This window comes from Flavobacterium mesophilum (genome assembly GCF_039581405.1).
Lineage (GTDB): Bacteria > Bacteroidota > Bacteroidia > Flavobacteriales > Flavobacteriaceae > Flavobacterium.
Genome location: NZ_JBCPXZ010000001.1, coordinates 886,355 through 908,725, shown reverse-complemented (window position 1 = coordinate 908,725; position 22,371 = coordinate 886,355). Strand labels below are relative to the sequence as shown.

20 protein-coding genes are annotated in these 22,371 nt (G+C 33.7%); 7 read left to right on the top strand and 13 right to left on the bottom strand.

From position 1 onward, the window contains the following. Window positions 1-27: 27 nt before the first annotated feature. The 6 genes from AAYQ19_RS03850 to AAYQ19_RS03825 form a co-directional block, all read right to left on the bottom strand. Complete coding sequence (locus AAYQ19_RS03850) at window positions 28-609, bottom strand: DUF4142 domain-containing protein (protein WP_343534024.1); 582 nt, start codon at window positions 607-609, stop codon at window positions 28-30. Between the two features lie 354 nt (window positions 610-963). After that, window positions 964-2,748 (bottom strand): sensor histidine kinase, encoded by a 1,785-nt coding sequence (locus AAYQ19_RS03845; RefSeq protein WP_343534022.1) that lies wholly within the window; start codon window positions 2,746-2,748, stop codon window positions 964-966. A gap of 14 nt (window positions 2,749-2,762) precedes the next feature. After that, a complete protein-coding gene (locus AAYQ19_RS03840; protein ID WP_343534020.1) occupies window positions 2,763-3,212 on the bottom strand; it encodes a response regulator in 450 nt (149 codons plus the stop codon). Between the two features lie 21 nt (window positions 3,213-3,233). After that, complete coding sequence (locus AAYQ19_RS03835) at window positions 3,234-3,785, bottom strand: helix-turn-helix domain-containing protein (RefSeq protein WP_035648983.1); 552 nt, start codon at window positions 3,783-3,785, stop codon at window positions 3,234-3,236. 164 nt (window positions 3,786-3,949) lie between these two features. Next, on the bottom strand, window positions 3,950-4,135 hold the full coding sequence (locus AAYQ19_RS03830; protein ID WP_057118980.1) for a CsbD family protein: 186 nt from the start codon (window positions 4,133-4,135) through the stop codon (window positions 3,950-3,952). A 108-nt stretch (window positions 4,136-4,243) separates the two neighbouring features. Then, window positions 4,244-4,717 (bottom strand): Dps family protein, encoded by a 474-nt coding sequence (locus tag AAYQ19_RS03825; protein WP_343534016.1) that lies wholly within the window; start codon window positions 4,715-4,717, stop codon window positions 4,244-4,246. A 236-nt stretch (window positions 4,718-4,953) separates the two neighbouring features. Between AAYQ19_RS03825 and pyrF the strand changes: the two genes are divergently transcribed. The 3 genes from pyrF to katG all read left to right on the top strand — a co-directional run bounded on the left by pyrF (window position 4,954) and on the right by katG (window position 9,856). Next, the gene (pyrF, locus tag AAYQ19_RS03820; RefSeq protein ID WP_343534014.1) at window positions 4,954-5,781 is read left to right on the top strand and encodes an orotidine-5'-phosphate decarboxylase; all 828 of its coding nucleotides are present in this window, start codon (window positions 4,954-4,956) and stop codon (window positions 5,779-5,781) included. Window positions 5,782-5,979: 198 nt separating this feature from the next. After that, complete coding sequence (locus AAYQ19_RS03815; RefSeq protein WP_343534012.1) at window positions 5,980-6,780, top strand: ABC transporter substrate-binding protein; 801 nt, start codon at window positions 5,980-5,982, stop codon at window positions 6,778-6,780. An 868-nt stretch (window positions 6,781-7,648) separates the two neighbouring features. Further along, window positions 7,649-9,856 (top strand): catalase/peroxidase HPI, encoded by a 2,208-nt coding sequence (gene katG, locus AAYQ19_RS03810; RefSeq protein ID WP_343534011.1) that lies wholly within the window; start codon window positions 7,649-7,651, stop codon window positions 9,854-9,856. Between the two features lie 166 nt (window positions 9,857-10,022). Here katG and purU read toward each other — a convergent pair whose 3' ends face one another. The 5 genes from purU to AAYQ19_RS03785 all read right to left on the bottom strand — a co-directional run bounded on the left by purU (window position 10,023) and on the right by AAYQ19_RS03785 (window position 14,560). Continuing rightward, entirely contained in the window at window positions 10,023-10,877 is an 855-nt protein-coding gene (purU, locus tag AAYQ19_RS03805) for a formyltetrahydrofolate deformylase (RefSeq protein WP_343534010.1), read from the bottom strand. A gap of 100 nt (window positions 10,878-10,977) precedes the next feature. Further along, on the bottom strand, window positions 10,978-11,694 hold the full coding sequence (locus AAYQ19_RS03800) for a DUF4197 domain-containing protein (protein WP_343534007.1): 717 nt from the start codon (window positions 11,692-11,694) through the stop codon (window positions 10,978-10,980). 252 nt (window positions 11,695-11,946) lie between these two features. Further along, the gene (locus AAYQ19_RS03795) at window positions 11,947-12,369 is read right to left on the bottom strand and encodes a cytochrome c oxidase assembly factor Coa1 family protein (protein WP_343534005.1); all 423 of its coding nucleotides are present in this window, start codon (window positions 12,367-12,369) and stop codon (window positions 11,947-11,949) included. 74 nt (window positions 12,370-12,443) lie between these two features. After that, window positions 12,444-12,812, bottom strand: a complete 369-nt coding sequence (locus AAYQ19_RS03790; protein ID WP_343534003.1) for a hypothetical protein — start codon at window positions 12,810-12,812, stop codon at window positions 12,444-12,446. A 185-nt stretch (window positions 12,813-12,997) separates the two neighbouring features. Next, window positions 12,998-14,560, bottom strand: a complete 1,563-nt coding sequence (locus tag AAYQ19_RS03785; protein ID WP_343534001.1) for a L,D-transpeptidase family protein — start codon at window positions 14,558-14,560, stop codon at window positions 12,998-13,000. 295 nt (window positions 14,561-14,855) lie between these two features. On the opposite strand from AAYQ19_RS03785, the gene AAYQ19_RS03780 reads away from it, so the two are divergent. The 3 genes from AAYQ19_RS03780 (at window position 14,856) to AAYQ19_RS03770 (ending at window position 20,561) form a co-directional block, all read left to right on the top strand. Further along, entirely contained in the window at window positions 14,856-18,296 is a 3,441-nt protein-coding gene (locus tag AAYQ19_RS03780) for a methylmalonyl-CoA mutase family protein (RefSeq protein ID WP_343533999.1), read from the top strand. Window positions 18,297-18,453: 157 nt separating this feature from the next. After that, window positions 18,454-19,089: a hypothetical protein gene (locus AAYQ19_RS03775; RefSeq protein ID WP_343533997.1), complete on the top strand. Its 636-nt coding sequence runs from the start codon at window positions 18,454-18,456 to the stop codon at window positions 19,087-19,089. Window positions 19,090-19,358: 269 nt separating this feature from the next. Then, complete coding sequence (locus tag AAYQ19_RS03770) at window positions 19,359-20,561, top strand: hypothetical protein (RefSeq protein WP_343533995.1); 1,203 nt, start codon at window positions 19,359-19,361, stop codon at window positions 20,559-20,561. A gap of 167 nt (window positions 20,562-20,728) precedes the next feature. On the opposite strand, the gene AAYQ19_RS03765 is transcribed toward AAYQ19_RS03770, so the two are convergent. After that, window positions 20,729-21,115 carry a flagellar motor protein MotB gene (locus tag AAYQ19_RS03765; RefSeq protein ID WP_343533993.1) on the bottom strand — a complete coding sequence of 129 codons (387 nt, stop codon included), beginning with the start codon at window positions 21,113-21,115 and terminating at the stop codon, window positions 20,729-20,731. Between the two features lie 273 nt (window positions 21,116-21,388). On the opposite strand from AAYQ19_RS03765, the gene AAYQ19_RS03760 reads away from it, so the two are divergent. Then, window positions 21,389-21,856, top strand: coding sequence for a hypothetical protein (locus AAYQ19_RS03760; RefSeq protein WP_343533991.1), 468 nt, complete (start codon window positions 21,389-21,391; stop codon window positions 21,854-21,856). A gap of 58 nt (window positions 21,857-21,914) precedes the next feature. On the opposite strand, the gene AAYQ19_RS03755 is transcribed toward AAYQ19_RS03760, so the two are convergent. Further along, a complete protein-coding gene (locus tag AAYQ19_RS03755; RefSeq protein ID WP_343533989.1) occupies window positions 21,915-22,301 on the bottom strand; it encodes a secretion protein in 387 nt (128 codons plus the stop codon). Window positions 22,302-22,371 lie beyond the last annotated feature (70 nt).

Sequence of the window (22,371 nt, the reverse complement as noted above, 5' to 3'; positions counted from 1 at the left end):
TTTAGTTAATAATAGATTTTAAGGCGTTTAAATAAATTCTGTTTTTAGTTTTTCTGTTTCTCTTAAAAGCTGATACTGTTCTGGCAAATATTGAAGCACTAATTTTAAAATAGTTTCATCATTTGTTTCGGTCGAAATCTTTTCAAACAATTTGATTTGTTCTGATAATGATTCCGAAATTGAATTCAGATAAATTCTATCAAAAGTGTTTTCATTTGTATCAATCAGCTCAAATAAATCTCTTTTGTGACTCACATTAATGTCTGTAATAATGACTAGTTTTTTGTTTGCCATTTCGGATATTTTTTGAAGCAATTGATTTTGATTGTCTTCAATTTTTTTGCTCAAATCTTGTATCGGATTTTCTGAACGTTTTTGTGCAAATTGACTTTTTGAAATAAGAGCATTGCTTACATTTGCCGCTGCAATAAAAAAGGATGTTTCTGCTAAATCCTGATCGTTTTGCTGTTTGTTGTTTTGGCTAAAAGTTTCATTTTTAAAAACGTTTGCTTTTTGATGTTCTTTCTTTCCGCATGCTGAAAAAAATAATAGTGTCAATAAGAAAACGACTTTAAAAATAGCTGCTTTTATTACGGGCTTTGCTTTCATTATTACTTCATAAAGTATTACATTACAAAGGTGCTAACGAATAAGAAGTTTTGCCTTACAGCATAAAAAAGAAACGTTATATAATTCCCATAATCTGTTTATACAAAGGTGCTAAGGCGATTTTTAATATAAAAAAAAGAGCGTTTACAGCTTAAATTATTTGATTTGCTGTAAACGCTCTTTGTAAGAATTTATAATTGAGTGAAATTATTCTCAACACATAGAAACATAGTTTTTAAAAATTGAAAAGGCGTTTCACTTTTAGAATAATAAACATAGTTTCTATGAGTGAAAGCTGGCTTTTTCAATTACCTTTAAAAGAGGATGAAAAATTCTATGTATGTGTTGTAATTTTTAATCTGGAAGAAAAACGGTAAAGACAGAGCCTTTTCCAGGAGCACTGTCAGCCAAAATATAACCTTTGTGGTTTTCGACAATTTTTTTGCAGATGGCTAATCCAATTCCGGTTCCGGGATAATCAGTTTTAGAATGCAGACGCTGGAAAAGAATAAAAATAGTTTCTTTAAACTGCGGATCAAATCCCATTCCGTTATCTGAAAAAGTTATTTTGTGGAATTTCTTTGTCGTTTGTTCCAATAAATCAGGATAATCTGCAGAAAGCACTTTGGTACATTCAATATCAATTTCCGGAGTTCGATCTGGCTGGCTGTATTTTAAAGAATTTCCAATCAAGTTGATGAAAAGCTGTTCGATTTGATACGGAATCACTTCTAGTTTTGGCAATTTTGAAGCTGTAATAACGGCTTTTTTCTCATGAATGATTTCCGTCAATTCAGATTCTGCATTTTTCAGCAATTCATTCAAATTCGATTTTATGAACTCTTTTTTAGTGGTATTGGTTCTTGAGAATAACAATAAATCATCAATCAAAACGCGCATTCTTTTTGCCGAACTTTCAATTTTAGAAAGGTATTCACGTGCGCTGTCAGACATAACCGCTTTGTCAGCATCTGAAACTCTTGAAATGAAAGTCTGAATTTTTCGAAGCGGCTCCTGTAAATCATGACTTGCCACATGATTGAAAGAAGCCAGCTCTTTATTGCTTTTTTCCAATTCACGGTTTCGTTCTTGAAGTTCAATATTTAAAAGGTGTTCATCTGTAATGTCAAAATTAATTCCCAATAAAATTTTGCTTCCTTGCTGATCCGTCAATAATTTTCCTGTCGATTTAAAATAGCGTATTTCATGATCTGGACGAACAATTTTATAGTAAATGAATGGAAGATTTCGTTTTTCAATAATTCGTTCCATTGAAGCTGCAACAGCATCTTTGTCTTCTGGATGCACAAATTCAAGAAAAGTTTCTTTTTCAGGCACAAAAGAATCGGGTTCAACGCCCAATAATCTAAATTGATTGTCTGAATAATCTATTTTATTCGAATCCAAATCCCATTGCCAAGTGCTGAATTTACCAATAGCTTCTGACTCGGCCATTAAGCCGCTTGAAATTAAAAGCTTTTTATTGAAGACTTTCAATCGTTCAAAATCGCGGCTGATTTGTCTGTAAGCCAATAAAATAAAAGTAAGTGCGGTTAAGAATAACGAAATCGAGAAAATCGGACTTAAAGAGATTTCTTGGTCGTAAATTTTAAGTCGGTTTTCCAAATATTTTTTCTCAATATCATTCATTTTATCCACTTGAAAACGAATGTTTTCCATTAAAATTCGACCACCAAACATATGATTGTCGAGCTTTCTTTTGTCGTACGTTTTTGGATCGCTGTATTTTAAGCAATTTTCAAAAGAAACAAATCGCTGAATAATAAGCTTGAATAAATTTTCGAGATTTTGTTGCTGAACTGGATTATCAGCAGTAAGTTTTTTTAGCGTTACAAAAGAGGCATTTACTTTATCGCGGGAATAAAGATAAGGAGCCAAGAAACGGCCATTGCGTGTTATGATGTAACCGCGCTGGCCCGTTTCAGCATCTTTTATAGCCGACATTAATCGCTCTAATTGAATGTTTATTTCGTAAGTGTGCATAACCAGTTTGCTTGATTCATTCAAGTCCTGGTTATGTTTGTAAGCGATTGAAGAAAGAAATAACAGAATGAAAACTGCGATTACAAAAATAACTCTCAAAGAGTTTGAAGAATTAAAATTTGGTATCCACTTCATTTGGCAAGCTTATTCTATTTTAGTCGGAGCAGGAAATTATCACGATTTAACCCTGAGGTATGATAGTGCCAGTTTACGGTCACGACTTCATTAATTATTTTTTTGAGTGTATTAAAATCACTTGGCTTTTTAATGTAAATATTGGCACCTTGAATAAATGTATCTTCAATATCTTCTTCAGATGATGAAGTGGAGTAGATGGCAATGATAATATTTTTGAGACGTTCAGATTTTTTTATTTCAATCAAACATTCTTTTCCCGTTTTTTTCGGCATGTTCAAATCCAGAAATAAAATATCAGGAAGTTTGTTTTCAGGATCATTTAAATGATCCATCAATTGCATTCCGTCGTGAACAAAATCTACGTTGGTCTGAATTTTTATTTCTTCAAATGCATCCTTAAAAAAAAGACGATCATCTTCATCATCATCAGCCAATAAAATATATAATGCGTTTTTTTGCATTTTAGTGTGGTATTTGGGTTTTTATTTTAAATTTTCTCTTCGCTTCTTGATAATTCTCTGAAACGCCGATGGCGTAATTCCGGTTGTGTTTTTAAACTGCGTGCTCAAATGCGCTACACTTGAATAGTTAAGTAAAAAAGCAATTTCAGTGAGACTCATTTCATTAATGATAATCAATTGTTTAGCTCTTTCAATTTTTTGTAAAATGATGAAATTTTCGATAGAAGAATAAGTGACTTCTGAAAAAACATTAGATAAGTAGCCGTAACTGTGGTTTAGTTTTTCAGCCAAAAAAACAGAACTTTTGTAATTGTTGCTGTCTTCCATAAAAACCAGCTCGATTATGGCATCTTTGATTTTTTGCACCAAAACGCTTTTTTGATTTTCTACAATCTCAAAACCGCAAGGGCTCAAATTATTTTTTAAAGTTTCGAGTGCATCAGCATCAAGATTGTCGGCAATCTCAATCTCACCAAATCCTAAACTCGTAAAATTGATATTTTGCTGGTCAAGATTATGCTTAAGATAAAGAGAACAAATGGTATTAATGTCGAACTTTATAAATAGTTTCATTTTATAAAAATTTGGTTAAAGATACTTAATTTATTTTTGGCGTTAATGTTTAATCTTTGATAAGAATGTTGAAACAGATAAAAAAGAAATAGAATTTTCAAAAAAATACCGCCTAATATTTGTATTACTAGACGGTATTTCCCTGAATTGAGTTCAAGTTCTTTTTACAAATCTGAAAGCATTTGATGAAATTCTTCTTTGGTTTTACCCAATTTTTGCTGCAGTCTTCCGTACATCTCGTCTTCTTTACCTTCAGCAAACATTAAATCATCATCTGTTAGTTCAGCATATTTTTGTTTTAATTTCCCTTTCAACTCATTCCAGTTTCCTTTTATTTCGGTCGTATTCATAACTGTTTTGTTTGAAAATTAATTACAATGTAAAGTTCCAATTTTTAAAGATGGAAACTGTTACATTTATTTTGAATATTGTTGCATAATTTGCACTTCTATTCGATTTTAAGCTTGATAGCGACGCAAAACCCAAGCCATTTTTTCATGTTCCTGAAGCAATCCAGTTACAAAATCGGCTGATCCGGCGTCTTTTGCTTCGTTTTCAAAAACCGGTATATAATCTCTTAATTCGCTTACTAATTGTTCGTGATTTTCAAGAAGCTCTTCCAGCATATGTTTTTGTGAAGCATATTCTTTTGGAGATTCTTTCAAAGTCGAATTTTCGATAAACTCTTTCATAGTTCCAATAGTTTTTTCGCCCAATTGACTGATGCGCTCAGCGACCTCGTCAATTTGTGCTTCTAGAATTCTATATTGTTCTTCAAACAATTTGTGCAATTCCATAAAACTGTTTCCTGAAATATTCCAATGGAATTTTCGAGTTTTGACATAAAGCGTCATTTCGTTTGATAAAATCGTGGCTAATATATTTGTGCTCTTTTTTAAATGTGATGCTGAAATTCCAATATTTGGGCTCATAACGGTCTGATTTAAGGTTCATTTTCAAAATTAGAGAAGAGGAGATGGTTTTTTCTTACATAATTTTGAAGAGTTGTTACAGGAATTCAATGTCAATTAGAGAATGGGGCAATTAGAAAATTAGATAATTGATCACATGAGTGAAGATGCCTTTTGCGTCATGCTGACAATTCACAATTCACAACTTACAATTCACAATTATAATTTGTAATTTTGCCGCACTATTAAAACACACTATGACAACACAACAGCTTCACGAACAAATTCTTCAAAAAAAATCATTTCTATGCGTTGGCTTAGATCCTGATTTGGATAAAATGCCACAACATTTATTAGAAACCGAAGATCCTATTTTCGAATTTAATAAAGCGATAATTGATGCAACGCATGATTTGACAGTTGGATACAAACCAAACACAGCATTTTTTGAGGCATACGGAATTAAAGGTTGGATGTCTTTGCAAAAAACAATTAATTATATCAACGAAAATTATCCGGACGTTTTCACTATTGCTGATGCAAAACGTGGAGACATTGGGAATACTTCAAGTATGTATGCAAAAGCATTTTTTGAGGATTTGAATTTTGACAGCGTAACAGTTGCTCCATATATGGGAAAAGATTCGGTTGAGCCTTTTCTTGCTTTCGAAAACAAGCACACGATAATGTTGGCTTTAACGTCAAACGAAGGTGCGTTTGATTTCCAGACATTAAATACTAATGGAAAAGAATTGTATAAACAAGTTTTGGAAACTTCTAAAACTTGGAAAAACAGCGAAAACTTGATGTACGTTGTTGGTGCAACAAAAGCAGAATATTTTACCGAAATCAGAAAAATTGTTCCAGACAGTTTCTTGTTAGTTCCAGGTATTGGCGCTCAAGGCGGAAGTTTGTCTGAAGTTTGTAAATACGGAATGAATGATAAAATAGGATTGTTGGTAAACTCGGCAAGAGCCATTATATATGCTTCAAAAGGAACTGATTTTGCCGAAAAAGCAAGAGAAGAAGCTTTGAAAGTTCAGAAAGAAATGGAAGAAATTATTAGTTTAAAGTTTCAGATTTAAAGTTTCAAGTTGCTTTTACTTTGAACATATTTTAACCGCAAAGTTCGCAAAGGTTTACGCTATGAACGCAAAGTTATTTTTCTTTGCGAACCCTGCGAAATCCTTGCGAACTTTGCGGTTAAATACATCCCAACAAACTTGAAACTTTAAACCTGACCCGAGGCTGAAAGCCGAACAGACGAAGTAAACAAAAAAATAATGAAACAATTTACAGATCAAATAGGAACCGTTCATTCTTTTGAAAATGCTCCAAAACGAATAATCTCCCTTGTTCCTTCGCAAACCGAATTATTATATGATTTAGGTTTAGAAGAAAAAATCATCGGAATTACTAAGTTTTGTGTGCATCCGTTTCATTTTAAATCTACCAAAAAGAGTGTTGGCGGTACCAAGAAAATCCATTTCGAAAAAATCAAATTATTACAACCTGATATTATCATTTGCAATAAAGAAGAAAACACGCAAGAAATTGTCGAACAATTGAGCACCATTTGTCCAGTTTGGGTAACGAATATTGTTTCAATTGAAGATAATTTCCAAATGATTTCAGATTTCGGGCAATTATTCAATTGCAGAACCGAAGCTCAAAAGTGGAATGATAAATTAGCTTTCGCCTTGAGCGATTTTAAAAAATACATTCAGAATATAGAAGAAAAAAAAGCAGCATATTTTATTTGGAAGAATCCATATATGGTTGCTGGAAATGATACCTATATAAACGAGTTATTAAAACTGAATCATTTTAAAAATATATACGAAGATAAAGGGCGTTATCCTGAAATCGAATTAAAGAAAATGCGTTTAGAAGGCGATCCGGATATTGTTTTTCTTTCTTCAGAACCTTATCCTTTTAAAGAAGAAGATGCTTTCGAAATAGGAAGATTTACGCATCACGCTAAAACCATTTTTGTAGATGGAGAAATGTTCTCTTGGCATGGAAGCCGATTGTTAAAAGCTTTCCCATATTTTAAATTACTTCATGAAAGGTTGAAGAATTAAAAAAAGAAAATTCCAATATTGAAATTCCAAATTCCAATTTAAGCTTAACCGCAATCCCGATAGCTATCGGGATTGCGGTTAAATTATGTTCAAAGAGAATTTGGAATTTGGATTTTTTTTATTGGAATTTATACCAAAAAAGAATGCCGACATCTCGAAGACGCCGGCATTATTTAACTAACCAAAACCAAAATAATAAATAACCAGTTTATTACATTACAAAGATCCGACATATATCAATCGTATGCTGTTAAGATCCTGTTATTACTTTGTTGGAGATAAGTTAATGTCTTGTTTAAAAAAATCCAATTTTTTAAAAATCCAAATTCCAATTTAAGTTTAACCGCAAAGCACGCAAAGTTTTACGCAAAGTTCGCAAAGTTTTTTTACACAAAGCTTTGCGAACTTTGCGTTTATATTTCACAATACTTGACAAAAATCTTAGCGTACTTTGCGGTTAAATCACTTTAAGAGGGATTTTGAATTTGGAATTTTTTTATTGGAATTTATAAAAAAAGAATGCCGGCGTCTCGAAGACGCCGGCATCATTTAACTAACCAAAACCAAAATAATAAATAACCAGTTTATTACATTACAAATGTCCGACATATATCAATCTTTTGCTGTTAAGGTTTTGTTATTACTTTGTTGACCATAAGTTAAGATTTGTAAAATCGCTTTTCTGAGCTTTCTGCAGCGTTAAATAATTTTTGGCTATTAAAATATAATAACAATCAATTTTGTTTATGAATATGCTAACGATAAGTTTGTATATTTGATAAAGCGTTAAATATCAGTGATATGTGCTTTTTGAAAAAATTAGCATTTCGATAAAAATCATTAACAGCAATCTAAAAAAATAGAAGAAATGAGCGAATCAAATGAAAGCAAATGTCCGTTTCATAATGGACAAATGAAAGAAACAAAAGGGGCAGGAACCACTAATAAAGATTGGTGGCCAAATCGGTTAAATTTAAACATTTTGCGTCAGCATTCTAGTTTGTCAGATCCTATGGAAAAAGGTTTTGATTATGCCGCTGCGTTCAAGAGTTTGGATTTGAATGAAGTCAAAAAAGATCTTTTTGCATTAATGACAGATTCTCAAGATTGGTGGCCTGCAGATTATGGCCATTATGGTCCTTTGTTCATTCGTATGGCATGGCATAGTGCGGGAACGTATCGTATTTCAGACGGACGTGGAGGCGCCAGTTCTGGGAACCAACGTTTTGCGCCACTTAACAGCTGGCCGGATAATGGAAATTTAGATAAAGCTCGTTTTTTGCTTTGGCCTATCAAACAAAAATATGGAAATAAAATTTCGTGGGCCGATTTAATGATTTTGACAGGAAACTGCGCTTTAGAATCGATGGGATTCAAAACTTTTGGATTTGCCGGAGGTAGAGAAGATGTTTGGGAACCAGAACAAGATGTAAACTGGGGTAATGAAAAAGAATGGTTAGCTACCAGTGACAAACCTAATAGTAGATACTCTGGCGAGAGAGATTTAGAGAATCCTCTTGCTGCCGTGCAAATGGGATTAATATATGTAAACCCAGAAGGCCCAGATGGAAATCCTGACCCACTAGGTTCTGGTCGAGATATTAGAGAAACTTTTGCTCGTATGGCAATGAACGATGAAGAAACGGTTGCTTTGACAGCTGGTGGACATACTTTCGGAAAAGCGCATGGAGCTGGAGATGCATCATTAGTAGGAGCGGAGCCAGAAGGTGCAAGTATTGAGCAAATGGGATTAGGCTGGAAAAGCACACATGGTACAGGAGTAGGTGGAGACGCTATTACAAGTGGTATCGAAGGTGCGTGGAAACCAAATCCGACAACTTGGGACAATGGTTATTTTGAAACATTATTTAAGTACGATTGGAAATTGACTAAAAGTCCTGCAGGTGCACATCAATGGACACCAACGGACGAAAGCGCTGCGACAACTGTAGAAGATGCTCATGATCCAACAAAAAGACATGCGCCAATGATGACGACGGCAGATATGGCCATGAAAATGGATCCTGCTTACGAAAAGATTTCAAGAGATTACATGCAAAATTTCGACAAGTTTGCTGATGCTTTTGCAAGAGCTTGGTACAAACTGACACATAGAGATATGGGGCCAATCAGTCGTTATTTAGGACCAGAAGTTCCTACTGAGATCTTGATTTGGCAAGATCCGATTCCTGCAGCCAAAAACGAATTAAATCATACCGATATTGCTCTTTTAAAAGAAAAAATTCTAGCTAGCGGTCTTTCGATTTCACAATTGGTATCGACTGCATGGGCTTCGGCATCGACTTTCCGTGGTTCAGATAAACGTGGAGGCGCTAATGGTGCTCGTATTCGTTTTGAACCTCAAATCAGTTGGGAAGCCAATTCGCCTACACAATTAAAAAATGTATTGGCAACGTATGAAAAAATACAAAATGAATTTACTGCTACTGGCAAAGTAGTTTCTATTGCAGATTTGATTGTTTTAGGAGGATCTGTTGGAATTGAAAAAGCAGCTAAAAACGCGGGATTAAATATTGAAGCTCCTTTTACACCTGGCAGAGGTGACGCTACTTTAGAACAAACTGATGTTCATTCTTTCAATGCATTAGAGCCAAAAGCTGACGGATTCAGAAATTATAAAAGCAATAAAACTTTTGGAATAACAGAAGAACTTTTAGTAGATAAAGCCCAATTGCTAGGTCTAACAGCTCCTGAAATGACTGTTTTATTAGGCGGTTTAAGAGTGTTGAACACAAATTACGACGGTTCTAAACATGGTATATTGACAAAAAATACAGAAACATTGAATAATGATTTCTTTATCAATCTGCTAGATTTAGGCACGGTATGGAAAGCAATCGACGAAACAGCTGAAACTTTTGAAGGTCACAACCGCAAAACGGGTGAATTGAAATGGACTGCAACTCGTGCTGATCTTATTTTTGGTTCAAATTCAGAATTGCGCGCCATTGCTGAAGTTTATGCTTGCAACGATGCAAAAGAACGATTCGTAAAAGATTTCGTTACGGTATGGACAAAAGTTATGAACGCTGATAGATTCGATTTAGTTAAATAAGAATCTGAGATGCTAAGATACTAAGGGGCTGCGCTCTTTAGGAAAGGTCCAAAATAGGACCAACTTCCAAATGAAAACCCGACAGATTTTAAAAATCTATCGGGTTTGTTATTTATGTTCAATGCAAAAAAAACTTAGAGCCTTAGCATCTTAGAACCTTCGCCCCTTAAGAAAAAACCACCGTCTTATTGCTATAAACCATTGTTTTTCTTTCAGCGTGAAGTTTGATTGCTCTTGCTAAAACAATTCTTTCTAAATCACGTCCTTTCATGATGAAATCTTCCACAGAGTGAATATGCGAAACTCTCGCGATATCTTGTTCGATAATCGGACCTTCGTCTAATTCCTCTGTAACATAATGGCTCGTTGCGCCAATAATTTTCACACCGCGTTTGAAAGCCGAATGATACGGTTTTGCACCTGGAAATGCAGGTAAAAACGAATGATGAATATTAATGATTTTATTCTCGTAAAGGCTGATTAATTTTGGTGTCACAATCTGCATATAGCGTGCTAAAACAATAAAATTGATTTCGTAGCGCTTTAATAATTCAATTTGCTTCGCTTCACCTTCTTCTTTATTGTCTTTTGTAAAAGGAACACAGTGGAAAGGAATATTGAAACGTTCTGCAACGCCTCTCAAATCATTATGATTGCTAATGATTACCGGAATTTCAACATTCAATTCATCGGCACTATAACGGCCCAAAATATCAAAAAGGCAATGATCGTATTTGGAAACAAACAAAGCCATTTTTGGTTTCTGTTCTTGATTGTACAAATCCCATGACATGTTGAAATCTGCCGCAATGCTTTGGTTAAAATCAGCTTTAAATGCGTCGATAGTAATTTTAGGATTGGTTAATTCACATTCCAATCGCATAAAAAATACATTTTGCTCCACATCAACATGTTGGTCAATGTATGTAATATTTCCTTCTACTTTAGCAATAAAAGTAGTCACTGCAGCGATAATTCCCTTTTGATCTTTACAATGAATTAGAATGGTAATTTTTTGCATTTTGGTTGGTTTATTTTGGTTAGTAACAAAGTGACAAAGTATAAAGTGACAAAGAGTGCTTTGTATCTTTGTCACTTTGTAACTCTGTACCTTGAAAAAATTATTTTCCGTCCTGCATTGCAAAAACGCTTTTCAATAAAGGTGTCGTTCTTGCACTGATATTATTTCGGATTTCTTTTTCTTCTACGGCAATCATTTTAAAAACACCTGCCAATGCTTGATTCGTTGTATAATCAGTCAAATCTGGATTTACTTTTTTCACAAGCGGTATAGTGTTGTATTTCGTAATAATTTTTGTCCATACTTCATCAGCTCCAACTTTTGCAAACGAATTCTTAATTACCGGATTGAATTTTCCGTACAAGGCTGTTGTTGTGCTGCCTTGCAAATAAGTTGTCGCAGCATTATCATTTCCTAGCAAAATATTTTTAGCATCTGTGAACGTCATATTTTTAACTGCTGTTACAAATATAGGCGTTGCTTCTTTCACAGCATCTTCGGCCGCGCGGTTCAGCATTTTGATTCCTTCATCAGCAAGAGAACTCAACCCCACTTTTCTTAGCGTGGCATCTACTTTTTGCAATTCTTCAGGCAATAAAATCTTTACAGCTTCATTTTTATAAAAACCGTCAACAGCGGTTAATTTGCTCACTTGTTGCGTAATTCCTTTATTTAATGCTTCTTTCAATCCAGCTGCAATATCAACACCTCCAGCCGGAATCTGCGATGATATTTGTGGGAACTGATTTAAAGTCTGTTGCATTTCGGCGCATGAAACCAGTGAAAATGTAAGGGCGAATACTAAAATCTTTTTCATTTATTTGGGGGTTGTTTAAGTTTCAAAAATACTACTTATTCAAAAACAACGCCACAATTTTATTTAAGGAGCAGAAAGATTTTGTTTCATAATTAACACCTGTCCCGCTATCCGTTTCAATCTTTTGCTTTTTAAAGAAAAAAGCAAAAGGATTTCCACTTCTATCGGGGCTAGATTAGAAGTTTTTCGTTTTTTTATATTTGGGAAAAAAGCTAGAAAAGAGATGAAAGAAAAAAGATTGTTGCGTTTTTTTTATTTCTCAAGTAAATCAATTTTCTCATCTGTGTTTTTAATATATACCGACAATTCACTGTATTTCCATTTTCCTCTTCGTTCGCCTACAATAAACAAAGTGCCTTTTCCTTTAGGGCCTTTTATAGGTACTTGTACATCGCAAGTTCTGACTTCATTTCTGGCATTGACAGTTCCAGAAAACATTCCGTCGGTCTCTATAGGTTCGCCAAGTTTTTGGATTACAATTTCATTATGCTGGACTAATGTCATCGATTCCTTGTAAGCATCGGAATCCTTAATAATTGAAGTGGCTTCATAGAAAATCCCGACTAAGAATAAAACAAAAAGTATGACAAGGGTTAAACAGCCTGTTGGTATAAACCATTTCCAGTTTTTGCTCCACCAATTTCTTCTGTCAATCAACTTATTAGAATCTTCCATAATATAAAATTTAGCAATTGAACTATAGCATAGCTAAAATATGGAATTTCTTAATAAAATTCAATTTAATTTGATCATACTTCTTCTAGACTGTGCAGATCATACAAATCATACAAATTAGGATTGTAAAGAAAATTTTTCCTGTTCAGATTTTCCAACATCGTGAGCGTATAATCTTTTCCTCCTCGTATTAAGAAATAAAGTGATTTCAGAATATAAAACGGACCATACGGAAAAGTGTGCAGACTTAGATTTATGTTTGTGAAAAAATGCTTTAAGGCATATTTAAACGTTTTTTCTTCAGGACGAATGAAGTAAATATTAGAACCTTTGATTTTTTTGACTAATCCAGACAAATAAGGGAATTTTACAAATTTTCCTCCTTGCTGAATTAGAATATTGATCTCAAATAAAGTCAATCCTTCAATATTATTTGTTTTCATGGTTTCTTAATTTTTAAAATTATGAAATAGCGGTATTTTATTTTGCAAAAATATTTTAGATTTTAAAGTATTTTTGCTTTTAAAAGATTTAAAATTAACATCTTAAGTTTTTTTAAAATAAAAAAGAGAGAACCTACCCGTTTTGTTTTAGGTAAATTCTCTCCCAACTAATTCTAAAATTTAAATTATTTATCTGCGACAGTGTTTTCTGAAGGGATTACATTTGAATCTCTTTCATAAACATCTGGAAAGAAACCAATTTCGCCATTTTCATTCACTAATGAAGTGAAATAGGTAATGAAAATTGGTACTTTTTTAGACAGTTTGAAACTGTTTTCTGTTTTGCCTGCCATAGCTTTATCAATTTTGTCTTGAGTCCATTCTGGATAATCTTTCAACATAGCAACCGCTAATTCTTTTGCCATTTTCACATTGATACAACCGTGGCTGAAAGTTCTTTGTTCAAAATCAAATAATGTTTTTGAAGGCGTATCGTGCATATAAATATCATCTGGATTTGGGAACATAAATTTCACCAAACCTAATGAGTTATCTGGTCCTGGTTTTTGTCTTACTTGGCCGTTTACCATTTCCATGTTTTTTTCGGCAAGATAATTTGGATCTGCAGCCATTTTAGATTTCAACTCATTGTTTACAATGCTTTGTGGTACAGTCCAATACGGACTAAAAACAATTCTGTCAATTTCTCCATTAAAAATGGTGGTTTTAGTTAAAGGCGCTCCCACGAATACTGGCGAAGTCATTTGAACTTTTCCGTTTTTTACATAAACCAATTCATAAGAAGGCACGTTAACCAAAACATATTCATTACTAGCAGCAATTTGTGCCGCAATTTCACGACATCTTTCCATATTAAGTTTTAAAGTCGCTACTTTATCTTCAAGCGGCACATTCATTTCTTTAATGTGTTCTGCACTCAAAATATAATTGGGTTTGAATCCGTTTCGAACTTTATATTTCATTACAGCATCCATCAATTCACGATCATAAACATCGCTTTTAGAATCTTGTTTTAAATCGCCTAACAAGTATAAACGTGTTCTTACTTGGGCAATTGTATTTGAAACCGCATCCGGACGCAAATCTTTATAAGGAGTTTCCGCTGGAACAATTGGTTTCCATTTGCTTGATTTTTCTAATCTTTTGTATTTTTTTAGAACATCTTGCAATTTGTAATATTGGTCAAATTCTACTTTTGCATTGGCATCAACAGTACTAGTTTCTTCAATTGTGCTATAATTTAAGAAATCTTTCAGCATCGCATCATATGCAATTTTTTTCTTGTCGGCATTATTTTTTTTAGTGTAAACAACATACAAAGAACTTAAAAGCAAATCGGCATCGGTTTGAGAAAGAGTACTTTTGTCTGATGAAGAACTAAATAATTGATCGATTTCATTTTGATAAGGAATGACCAAATCGTTTGTTTTTTTAGCTTTTTCATATAATGCTGAGCCAAATTCGCTGATCTCATTTTCATCATACCAAATAGTTCCTGGAGTTCTATTTTTGTACAATGACATGACATCAGATTTGTATTTTTTCAAATCAGAGTATCTTTTAAAGAAGTCGTTTGAAATTTCGCTGTCTTCATTATTTAAATTCTTTGAGACTGCGTGAGTGTTTGGAGTTTTTTTATGTGAAATAGTATTATTTTCAATTCTGTTAAAAGAAGTTACAAAAAAACTCAAACCTAAAATTAGGACGAATGGATGTAATGTTCTCATTTTTTAAATTTTTACGTTTTACTTTTAATTTGCTAAGTTTTGGTAAAAATTTGGGGGCTTTTCTACAATGCTAAATTACTATCACGAAGCTTGAAACATGTTTTTTGATTTTCATAAAATGTTGCGAAATTGCCATGTCTTTAAGCTTTCTTTAACTTATATCAATTTGCTTCAAAAATTGTTACCCTTTTCGAAAAAAAACAATTTTCATTTTTTTGTTAACATAAAGCTGTCGTGATAATGAAATATTAAAATATTTTGTACATTGGTCGCTTAAAATTATCATATTCATAAAATGGAACAACAAATACCATATATTCCTAAAAATAAAGTAAGAATTGTAACTGCTGCTTCGCTTTTTGACGGACACGATGCCGCTATCAATATCATGCGTCGTATTATTCAGGCAACTGGAGTTGAAGTAATTCACTTAGGTCACGATAGAAGTGTTGAAGAAGTGGTAAATACCGCAATTCAAGAAGACGCGAATGCTATTGCTATGACTTCTTATCAAGGCGGACACAACGAATACTTTAAATATATGTATGACTTGCTTAAAGAAAAAGGAGCAGGACATATTAAAATCTTCGGAGGTGGAGGTGGTGTAATTCTTCCAAGTGAAATTTCAGAATTGCACGAATATGGTATTACCAGAATCTATTCTCCAGATGACGGTCGTTCTTTAGGACTTCAAGGAATGATTAATGATTTGGTTCAAAGAGCCGATTTTCCAATTGGAGATAAACTAAACGGAGAAATCGATCATATCGAAAATAAAGTTCCAACAGCAATTGCACGTTTGATTTCGGCAGCAGAGAATTTCCCTGAAATTGCAAAACCTGTTTTTGATAAAATTCACGACAGCAACGCTACGTCTAAAATTCCGGTTTTAGGAATTACTGGAACGGGTGGTGCAGGAAAATCTTCCTTGGTGGACGAATTGGTTCGCCGATTTTTAATTGATTTCCCAGAGAAAACGATCGGATTGATTTCTGTCGATCCTTCGAAAAGAAAAACCGGAGGAGCGCTTTTAGGAGACAGAATCCGTATGAATGCGATTAATAATCCAAGAGTTTATATGCGTTCGCTGGCGACGCGTCAGTCGAATTTGGCTTTGTCTAAATATGTAGCCGAAGCGATTCAGGTTTTGAAAGCGGCAAAATACGATTTGATTATTTTGGAAACTTCAGGAATCGGACAGTCTGATACCGAAATTATGGATCATTCAGACGTTTCTTTATATGTAATGACACCTGAATTTGGAGCGGCAACGCAATTGGAGAAAATCGATATGCTTGATTTTGCCGATTTAGTAGCTTTAAACAAATTTGATAAACGCGGTGCGCTTGACGCTCTTCGCGATGTAAAAAAACAATACCAGCGCAATCACAATCTTTGGGATAAAAATCCTGATGAAATGCCAGTTTTCGGAACCATTGCTTCACAGTTCAACGATCCAGGAATGAACACGCTATATAAAGCGATCATGGATAAAGTGGCAGAAAAGACGAATTCTGACTTGAAATCGACTTTTCAAATCACTAAAGAAATGAGCGAGAAAATATTCGTGATTCCGCCAGGAAGAACACGTTATTTATCTGAAATTGCTGAGAATAATAGAAATTATGATGAGACTGCAATTGCGCAGCAAAAAGTAGCTCAGAAATTATACGGAATTTTTAAAACGATAGAATCGGTTTCTGGAAAAGTACCTCAAATTACAAAAGCAGGAATCGACGATTCTACAGTTTTGCCAAGCGGAATTGCAGAACACGACGAAAACAGAATCTTCTTAAATCTTTTACTGAATCAATTTGATAAAGTAAAAATGGATTTAGATCCGTACAATTGGGAAATTATCCTGAATTGGGCTGAAAAAGTTGCCAAATACAAAAATCCAGTTTACAGCTTTAAAGTTCGTGATAAAGAAATTAAAATCGCGACACATTCTGAAAGTTTATCGCATTTGCAAATCCCAAAAATTGCTTTACCTAAATATGAAGGTTGGGGCGATATCTTGCGTTGGAATTTACAGGAAAATGTTCCTGGCGAATTTCCTTTCGCATCGGGATTATATCCGTTTAAACGTGAAGGCGAAGATCCGTCGAGAATGTTTGCAGGCGAGGGCGGACCAGAAAGAACCAACAAACGTTTTCATTATGTAAGCGCGGGAATGCCTGCAAAACGTCTTTCAACCGCTTTTGACAGTGTGACTTTGTACGGAAACGATCCAGATTTACGTCCAGATATTTACGGGAAAATTGGAAATGCGGGAGTTTCAATCTGCTGTTTAGACGATGCCAAAAAACTATATTCAGGTTTCGATTTGGTTCATGCTCTGACTTCGGTAAGTATGACGATCAACGGACCTGCGCCAATGCTCCTTGGTTTCTTTATGAATGCCGCAATCGATCAGCAATGTGAGATTTACATTAAAGAAAATGGTTTAGAAAAAGAAGTTGAAGCAAAAATCAACAAATTATATAAGGAAAAAGGAATCGAAAGACCGAAATACCAAGGCGAACTTCCAGCAGGAAACAACGGTTTGGGATTAATGCTTTTGGGTGTTACGGGAGATCAGGTTTTGCCTTTGGATGTTTATAACGAAATAAAAGTAAAAACGTTAGCTCAAGTTCGTGGAACAGTTCAGGCCGATATTTTAAAAGAAGATCAGGCGCAGAATACTTGTATTTTCTCAACTGAATTTGCGCTGCGATTAATGGGAGACGTTCAGGAATATTTTATTACTAAAAACGTTCGTAATTTCTATTCGGTTTCGATTTCAGGATATCATATTGCTGAGGCGGGCGCAAACCCAATTACGCAATTGGCATTTACGCTTTCAAATGGTTTCACTTACGTGGAATATTATTTGAGCCGTGGCATGAACATCAACGATTTTGGACCAAATTTATCGTTCTTTTTCTCGAATGGAGTAGATCCAGAATATTCGGTTATTGGTCGTGTGGCGCGTAAAATTTGGGCAAAAGCCATGAAATTGAAATATGGAGCCAACGAAAGAGCACAAATGCTGAAATACCATATTCAGACTTCTGGGCGTTCGTTACACGCACAGGAAATTGATTTCAACGATATTAGAACGACTTTGCAAGCTTTGTATGCCATTTACGACAACTGTAATTCATTGCACACAAACGCCTACGACGAAGCGATTACAACTCCAACAGAAGAATCGGTACGTCGTGCGATGGCGATTCAGCTGATTATCAATAAAGAATTAGGATTAGCGAAAAACGAAAACCCAATTCAAGGTTCGTTCATCATCGAAGAATTAACTGATTTAGTTGAAGAAGCTGTTTTACAAGAATTCGACAGAATTACAGAAAGAGGTGGAGTTTTAGGCGCAATGGAAACGATGTACCAGCGTTCTAAAATTCAAGAAGAAAGTTTGTATTACGAAACCTTAAAACACAACGGAGATTTCCCAATTGTGGGGGTAAATACTTTCTTGAGTTCAAAAGGTTCGCCAACGGTAATTCCGGCTGAGGTAATTCGTGCCACAGAAGAAGAAAAACAATACCAGATTACGATGCTGGACAACCTGCATAATTTCCACGAAGCAAAAGTAAACGAGCATTTAAGCCAGTTACAAGAAGCCGCAATTAAAAACGAAAACTTATTCGATTATTTAATGGAAGCTACAAAAGTTTGTTCTTTAGGTCAGATAACTTCGGCGTTGTTTGAAGTTGGTGGGCAGTATAGAAGGAATATGTAGAGTTAATTCTAATAATTTTAAAACGCATTTAGTTTGTTTAATATTGACTAAATGCGTTTTTTGTATTTTATAATTATTTGGAAAACTGATTCATCAATATGGAAGAGAATTGATAAGATAATATGAAAGAATTTTATATTTGTTAAAAAAATATATTGTGAATATTTCTTGTTCAGATTGCCATTATAATCTAATATGCGAAAAAAAATCTTTTCGCTGGCGCAGCTTTCAATTTTTAGTTCCGAATATTAAAAATGATAATACAGTTTTGGAAAATTTAAATATTGGTGAACACACCCTAATAGTCAGTATTATTTACCTTGTTGTTGTAATAGGTATTTTGGTATATTTTATTAAGAATTTTAAAAAAAGAGATGTTGAGCTTAAAGTAATATTGATATTGGCTTTTTTTAGTGCTTTTTTTCTCATTTATTATGGCATTAAAGAGAATAAAAAGGTCATCGCATTAAGAAATAATTTCTCACTCACTTCAGGTAGTATAGAAGAATATTTCATTCCCAAATTAACAGGACGAGGTTCTCATAAGAACATCAAATATATCTTTAAAGTAAATGATGACTTTGTTGAGAATCAGTATAAGGAAAATTATTATGTTGATATTCCAGAAGATAAACCAGATTTAGATATTTTATATCTGGTTATTTTTGAAAAAACAAACCCAAAGAATAGTTTTATTCTTTTAAACTATCCAATAAAAACATCCGATGATTTAGATCGCTATAGAGAACTATTTGCTAAAAAAATACCGGATGATGCTATAAAAGAAGATTGATGGTTTTTTGTTTTCTCTTTTTGGTGTAAACTTCTCTAGTTAATACAGCTTCCCTTTCCTGACCGCCAAATTTATCTTCATCAATTTGTCATTTCGACGTAAGGAGAAATCTCCTTAAGTAGCTCCGTCCAGGATGTCGCCAATCTTTGTAGAGTTTTTCGCGAAGATTTGCTTCGCCAGTTCGCTATCGCTCGGGTCTCCTCTGTCGAAATGGCAATATTGTGGTTATCTTGTGTCTTTAGCACTTAAAGTTTTTCTATTTTAGTAGTATGAAAAACACTTTATATAGTATTCTTTTTCTTTTTGTTACGGTTTTTGTCTCCGCTCAGGATGCACCATTGATGCAAACGGGAGTTATCATTGATTCGGTTAAAATTTCAACTGCTCCAAAAGAATCGTATGCAATCTATTTTCCTAAAAAAAATGATGTTAAAACGCCATCGGCAATGGTTTTTATATTTGATCCTGCTGCGAGAGGGAAAAAAGGAATTGAACCATTTATTCTGGCGGCCGAAACGTATAATTACATTCTGGTTTGCTCTAATACTTTAAAAAATGGATTAGTTCAAGATAATATTACTATTGCCAATAGATTATTTGATGATGTATTGCAAAAATATACTATCGATAGTTCACAGATTTATATAGCAGGTTTTTCGGGTGGTGCGCGATTGGCGAGTCTTTTTGGAATATCTGCGGGTGCTTTTCAAGGTGTTATAGCTTGTGGCGCTTCTTTTAATGGAATGGATAAGTTTATAAAGCCGTCAAACAATTTTTCATATATCGGCATGGTTGGAGACCGGGATATGAATTATCAAGAAATGGTTGAAAATAAGGATTGGCTGGATAAAGCAAAAATTGTAAATACACTTTTTATTGCTCACGAAGAACATAAATGGCCGAAACAATCTGAAATGCTTCGTGCATTTGACTGGTTGGAAATTCAGGCTTATCGAAAGAATATAAGACCAAAAAACGATACAATTATTAAAAGAATTTATGAAACCAATCTGCGAATCGCAGATAGTTTAAAGGCAAATAGCGAAATGGTATTTTCGGTAAATGCCTATGAAAAAGGAATTACTTTTTTCAATACAAATGAAGACAATTCTTTAAAAGGTACTATTGCCGAAATCAAAAAATCCAAAGCCTATAAAGATGAAGTAACACAAATGGAAGAAGTAAAGGTTTTAGAAAGTAAAATTTTAGAAAGACTTTCGCTTCGTTTTGAGCAGGATTTAAAATGGGCAAAAAGCAATAGCGATTTTAAGTATTGGAAATCTGAAATTAAGGATTTGAACGTGATGAAGTCAAACGATCAAAATCGGTTAAAACAGAATATGGCTTTTAGGATATTAAATTGGTTTCAAATTTTTGTGTATGAAACTGGGCGAGAAAATAAAAGAAACAATCAAAATGACAAGTTTACTTATTGTCAAGAATTGTATAAAGTTATTATGGAAACGAAGTAAAAATAGTTAGGTTATTATTTCGACGTAAAGAGAAATCGCAATAGTAATTCTGCAAAGATTGACGATTTGCTTTGTCGATATTCGTGTGTGATTTCTCCTTACGTCGAAATGACAATATTGCGGATAATTTAAATCTCAAGAAATGTCATAAGTTTTAAAAAAAAAAATCAAACCTTCTTTTTAATCAACATTTTTGATCTTTTATTCAGGCTTGCGATAATAGCATTCGCTTTATCATCTTGGCAAATGAATCTAAGCGATTCTGCGTAGCGATAATAGTAAACAGGATCTAAATCATGCGTCATGGCAAATAATTGATCGTACCACGCGGCTGCTTTTTCCAGTTTGTCGTGCTGGTAAGAGGAGTCACCTAATTTTTGAAATAAGTCTACAGATTTATAGCCTTTTGCAGCGATTTTTTCATAGGTTTTAATAACATCGACATAAGCATATTTGTCGCTTACTTTGTCGGTTATATACACGGTTTCATTTTGGGCAGCAGCACGAAATGAAAAAACAATCAATAATACTAAAACAAGAAGTTTTTTTTGCATAAGTATTAGTTTAAAAGATTGGTTTTGTTAGTCATTTTCTCTCGGTCATTTTAATCGTGTATTCTCAATTCGTTTTGCAAATATATCTAAATCAGTAATATAACGTGTAAATGGTCTGTTTTTTTTCTCTTTTGGTCGATTTTTTAAGACGAATGTGCGAAATGATTTACGATTATTTTTTATAACGTTTTTAGAATAAATAAATTATAGCGACGGTAATTTTATTTTTGAAAATATATCATATAACTTTATGATTATTAAAATAGTAGGATTATGAAAATTCGGAAATATTTGGATCAAATAAATAATTGGCACGGAGAACAAAGCGAAATGAAAAATTTTGATTTAACCGAATTGGAAAATCTCATTTTAAAAAATGCTTTAAATGGTAGTGAAGACTATTTTACTCTTGAAATTCTGTTCCGAAAAACAGCTGCAGAAGAAATCACTGTTAATACTGAAATCATAAATTTAATTTCGAAACGTCTTGGTTTGCTATTTTTTAACGAAGAAGAAAATGGAAATGTATGTTTTGCAAATAACGCCGAATTGCGTTCAGAATTCAGACAAAGTTTTAGAATCTTAGATTTGCTCGATTTTAGTTTAGCGATTTTACATTCTTCAATCTATGAGGAAGGCATTGTAAAGGAGAAACAAAAAATCCCATTTCCGCATGACGCCGATTTATTTTGGAAAATAGTCAAAATTGGAAATGATTTCAGAAAGAAAGAAAATCCATAAATAAAAAAAAGCAGCTCCTGGAACGAGCTGCTTTTTCTTTTGTTGGGGACAAAAAGGGTTAGCGACGGAAAGAAGGACTTTGGTTAACAGTTTCATCTAACTTTACGGCCTTCACTTTTTTGGCTGCAACTTTGATTTCGTGTTTCGCAATTTTACCATTTTCAGTTACTTCTAAAACATAAGTTCCAGCAGGATGACCTTCTAAACTAATTGTTTTTGAAACTTCTAATTTGTTTGCAGCAGATTCTCCTGTGTAAACTAAATTATGGTTTTCGTCATAAATTGAAAAAGAAGAATTTTCAACGGTGTCAAGAGTAAAGCTTACTACTTTTCCGTTTCCAGTAACTATATTCAAAATATAATCACCTTTTCCTTCACTTGCGTAGGTAAAAATTGCTGATAGGAACAAGGCTGCAATCAAGCCCATTTTGGTAAATTTTGTCATGTTTTTTTTAAATTGTTTTTTAAAATTAATATTAAATAGTGGCTCGGTAAAAATATAAAAGAAATTTAAT

What these genes read in the sequence shown, in the direction of transcription:
- AAYQ19_RS03830 (WP_057118980.1), bottom strand. Translation starts at nt 4,135, where the DNA reads ATGAATACGACCGAAATAAAAGGAAACTGGAATGAGTTGAAAGGGAAA.
- AAYQ19_RS03790 (WP_343534003.1), bottom strand. Translation starts at nt 12,812, where the DNA reads ATGAAAACAAATAATATTGAAGGATTGACTTTATTTGAGATCAATATT.
- AAYQ19_RS03760 (WP_343533991.1), top strand. Translation starts at nt 21,389, where the DNA reads ATGAAAATTCGGAAATATTTGGATCAAATAAATAATTGGCACGGAGAA.
- AAYQ19_RS03785 (WP_343534001.1), bottom strand. Translation starts at nt 14,560, where the DNA reads ATGAGAACATTACATCCATTCGTCCTAATTTTAGGTTTGAGTTTTTTT.
- AAYQ19_RS03780 (WP_343533999.1), top strand. Translation starts at nt 14,856, where the DNA reads ATGGAACAACAAATACCATATATTCCTAAAAATAAAGTAAGAATTGTA.
- AAYQ19_RS03850 (WP_343534024.1), bottom strand. Translation starts at nt 609, where the DNA reads ATGAAAGCAAAGCCCGTAATAAAAGCAGCTATTTTTAAAGTCGTTTTC.
- katG (WP_343534011.1), top strand. Translation starts at nt 7,649, where the DNA reads ATGAGCGAATCAAATGAAAGCAAATGTCCGTTTCATAATGGACAAATG.
- AAYQ19_RS03840 (WP_343534020.1), bottom strand. Translation starts at nt 3,212, where the DNA reads ATGCAAAAAAACGCATTATATATTTTATTGGCTGATGATGATGAAGAT.
- purU (WP_343534010.1), bottom strand. Translation starts at nt 10,877, where the DNA reads ATGCAAAAAATTACCATTCTAATTCATTGTAAAGATCAAAAGGGAATT.
- pyrF (WP_343534014.1), top strand. Translation starts at nt 4,954, where the DNA reads ATGACAACACAACAGCTTCACGAACAAATTCTTCAAAAAAAATCATTT.
- AAYQ19_RS03825 (WP_343534016.1), bottom strand. Translation starts at nt 4,717, where the DNA reads ATGAGCCCAAATATTGGAATTTCAGCATCACATTTAAAAAAGAGCACA.
- AAYQ19_RS03755 (WP_343533989.1), bottom strand. Translation starts at nt 22,301, where the DNA reads ATGACAAAATTTACCAAAATGGGCTTGATTGCAGCCTTGTTCCTATCA.
- AAYQ19_RS03815 (WP_343534012.1), top strand. Translation starts at nt 5,980, where the DNA reads ATGAAACAATTTACAGATCAAATAGGAACCGTTCATTCTTTTGAAAAT.
- AAYQ19_RS03765 (WP_343533993.1), bottom strand. Translation starts at nt 21,115, where the DNA reads ATGCAAAAAAAACTTCTTGTTTTAGTATTATTGATTGTTTTTTCATTT.
- AAYQ19_RS03795 (WP_343534005.1), bottom strand. Translation starts at nt 12,369, where the DNA reads ATGGAAGATTCTAATAAGTTGATTGACAGAAGAAATTGGTGGAGCAAA.
- AAYQ19_RS03835 (WP_035648983.1), bottom strand. Translation starts at nt 3,785, where the DNA reads ATGAAACTATTTATAAAGTTCGACATTAATACCATTTGTTCTCTTTAT.
- AAYQ19_RS03770 (WP_343533995.1), top strand. Translation starts at nt 19,359, where the DNA reads ATGAAAAACACTTTATATAGTATTCTTTTTCTTTTTGTTACGGTTTTT.
- AAYQ19_RS03845 (WP_343534022.1), bottom strand. Translation starts at nt 2,748, where the DNA reads ATGAAGTGGATACCAAATTTTAATTCTTCAAACTCTTTGAGAGTTATT.
- AAYQ19_RS03800 (WP_343534007.1), bottom strand. Translation starts at nt 11,694, where the DNA reads ATGAAAAAGATTTTAGTATTCGCCCTTACATTTTCACTGGTTTCATGC.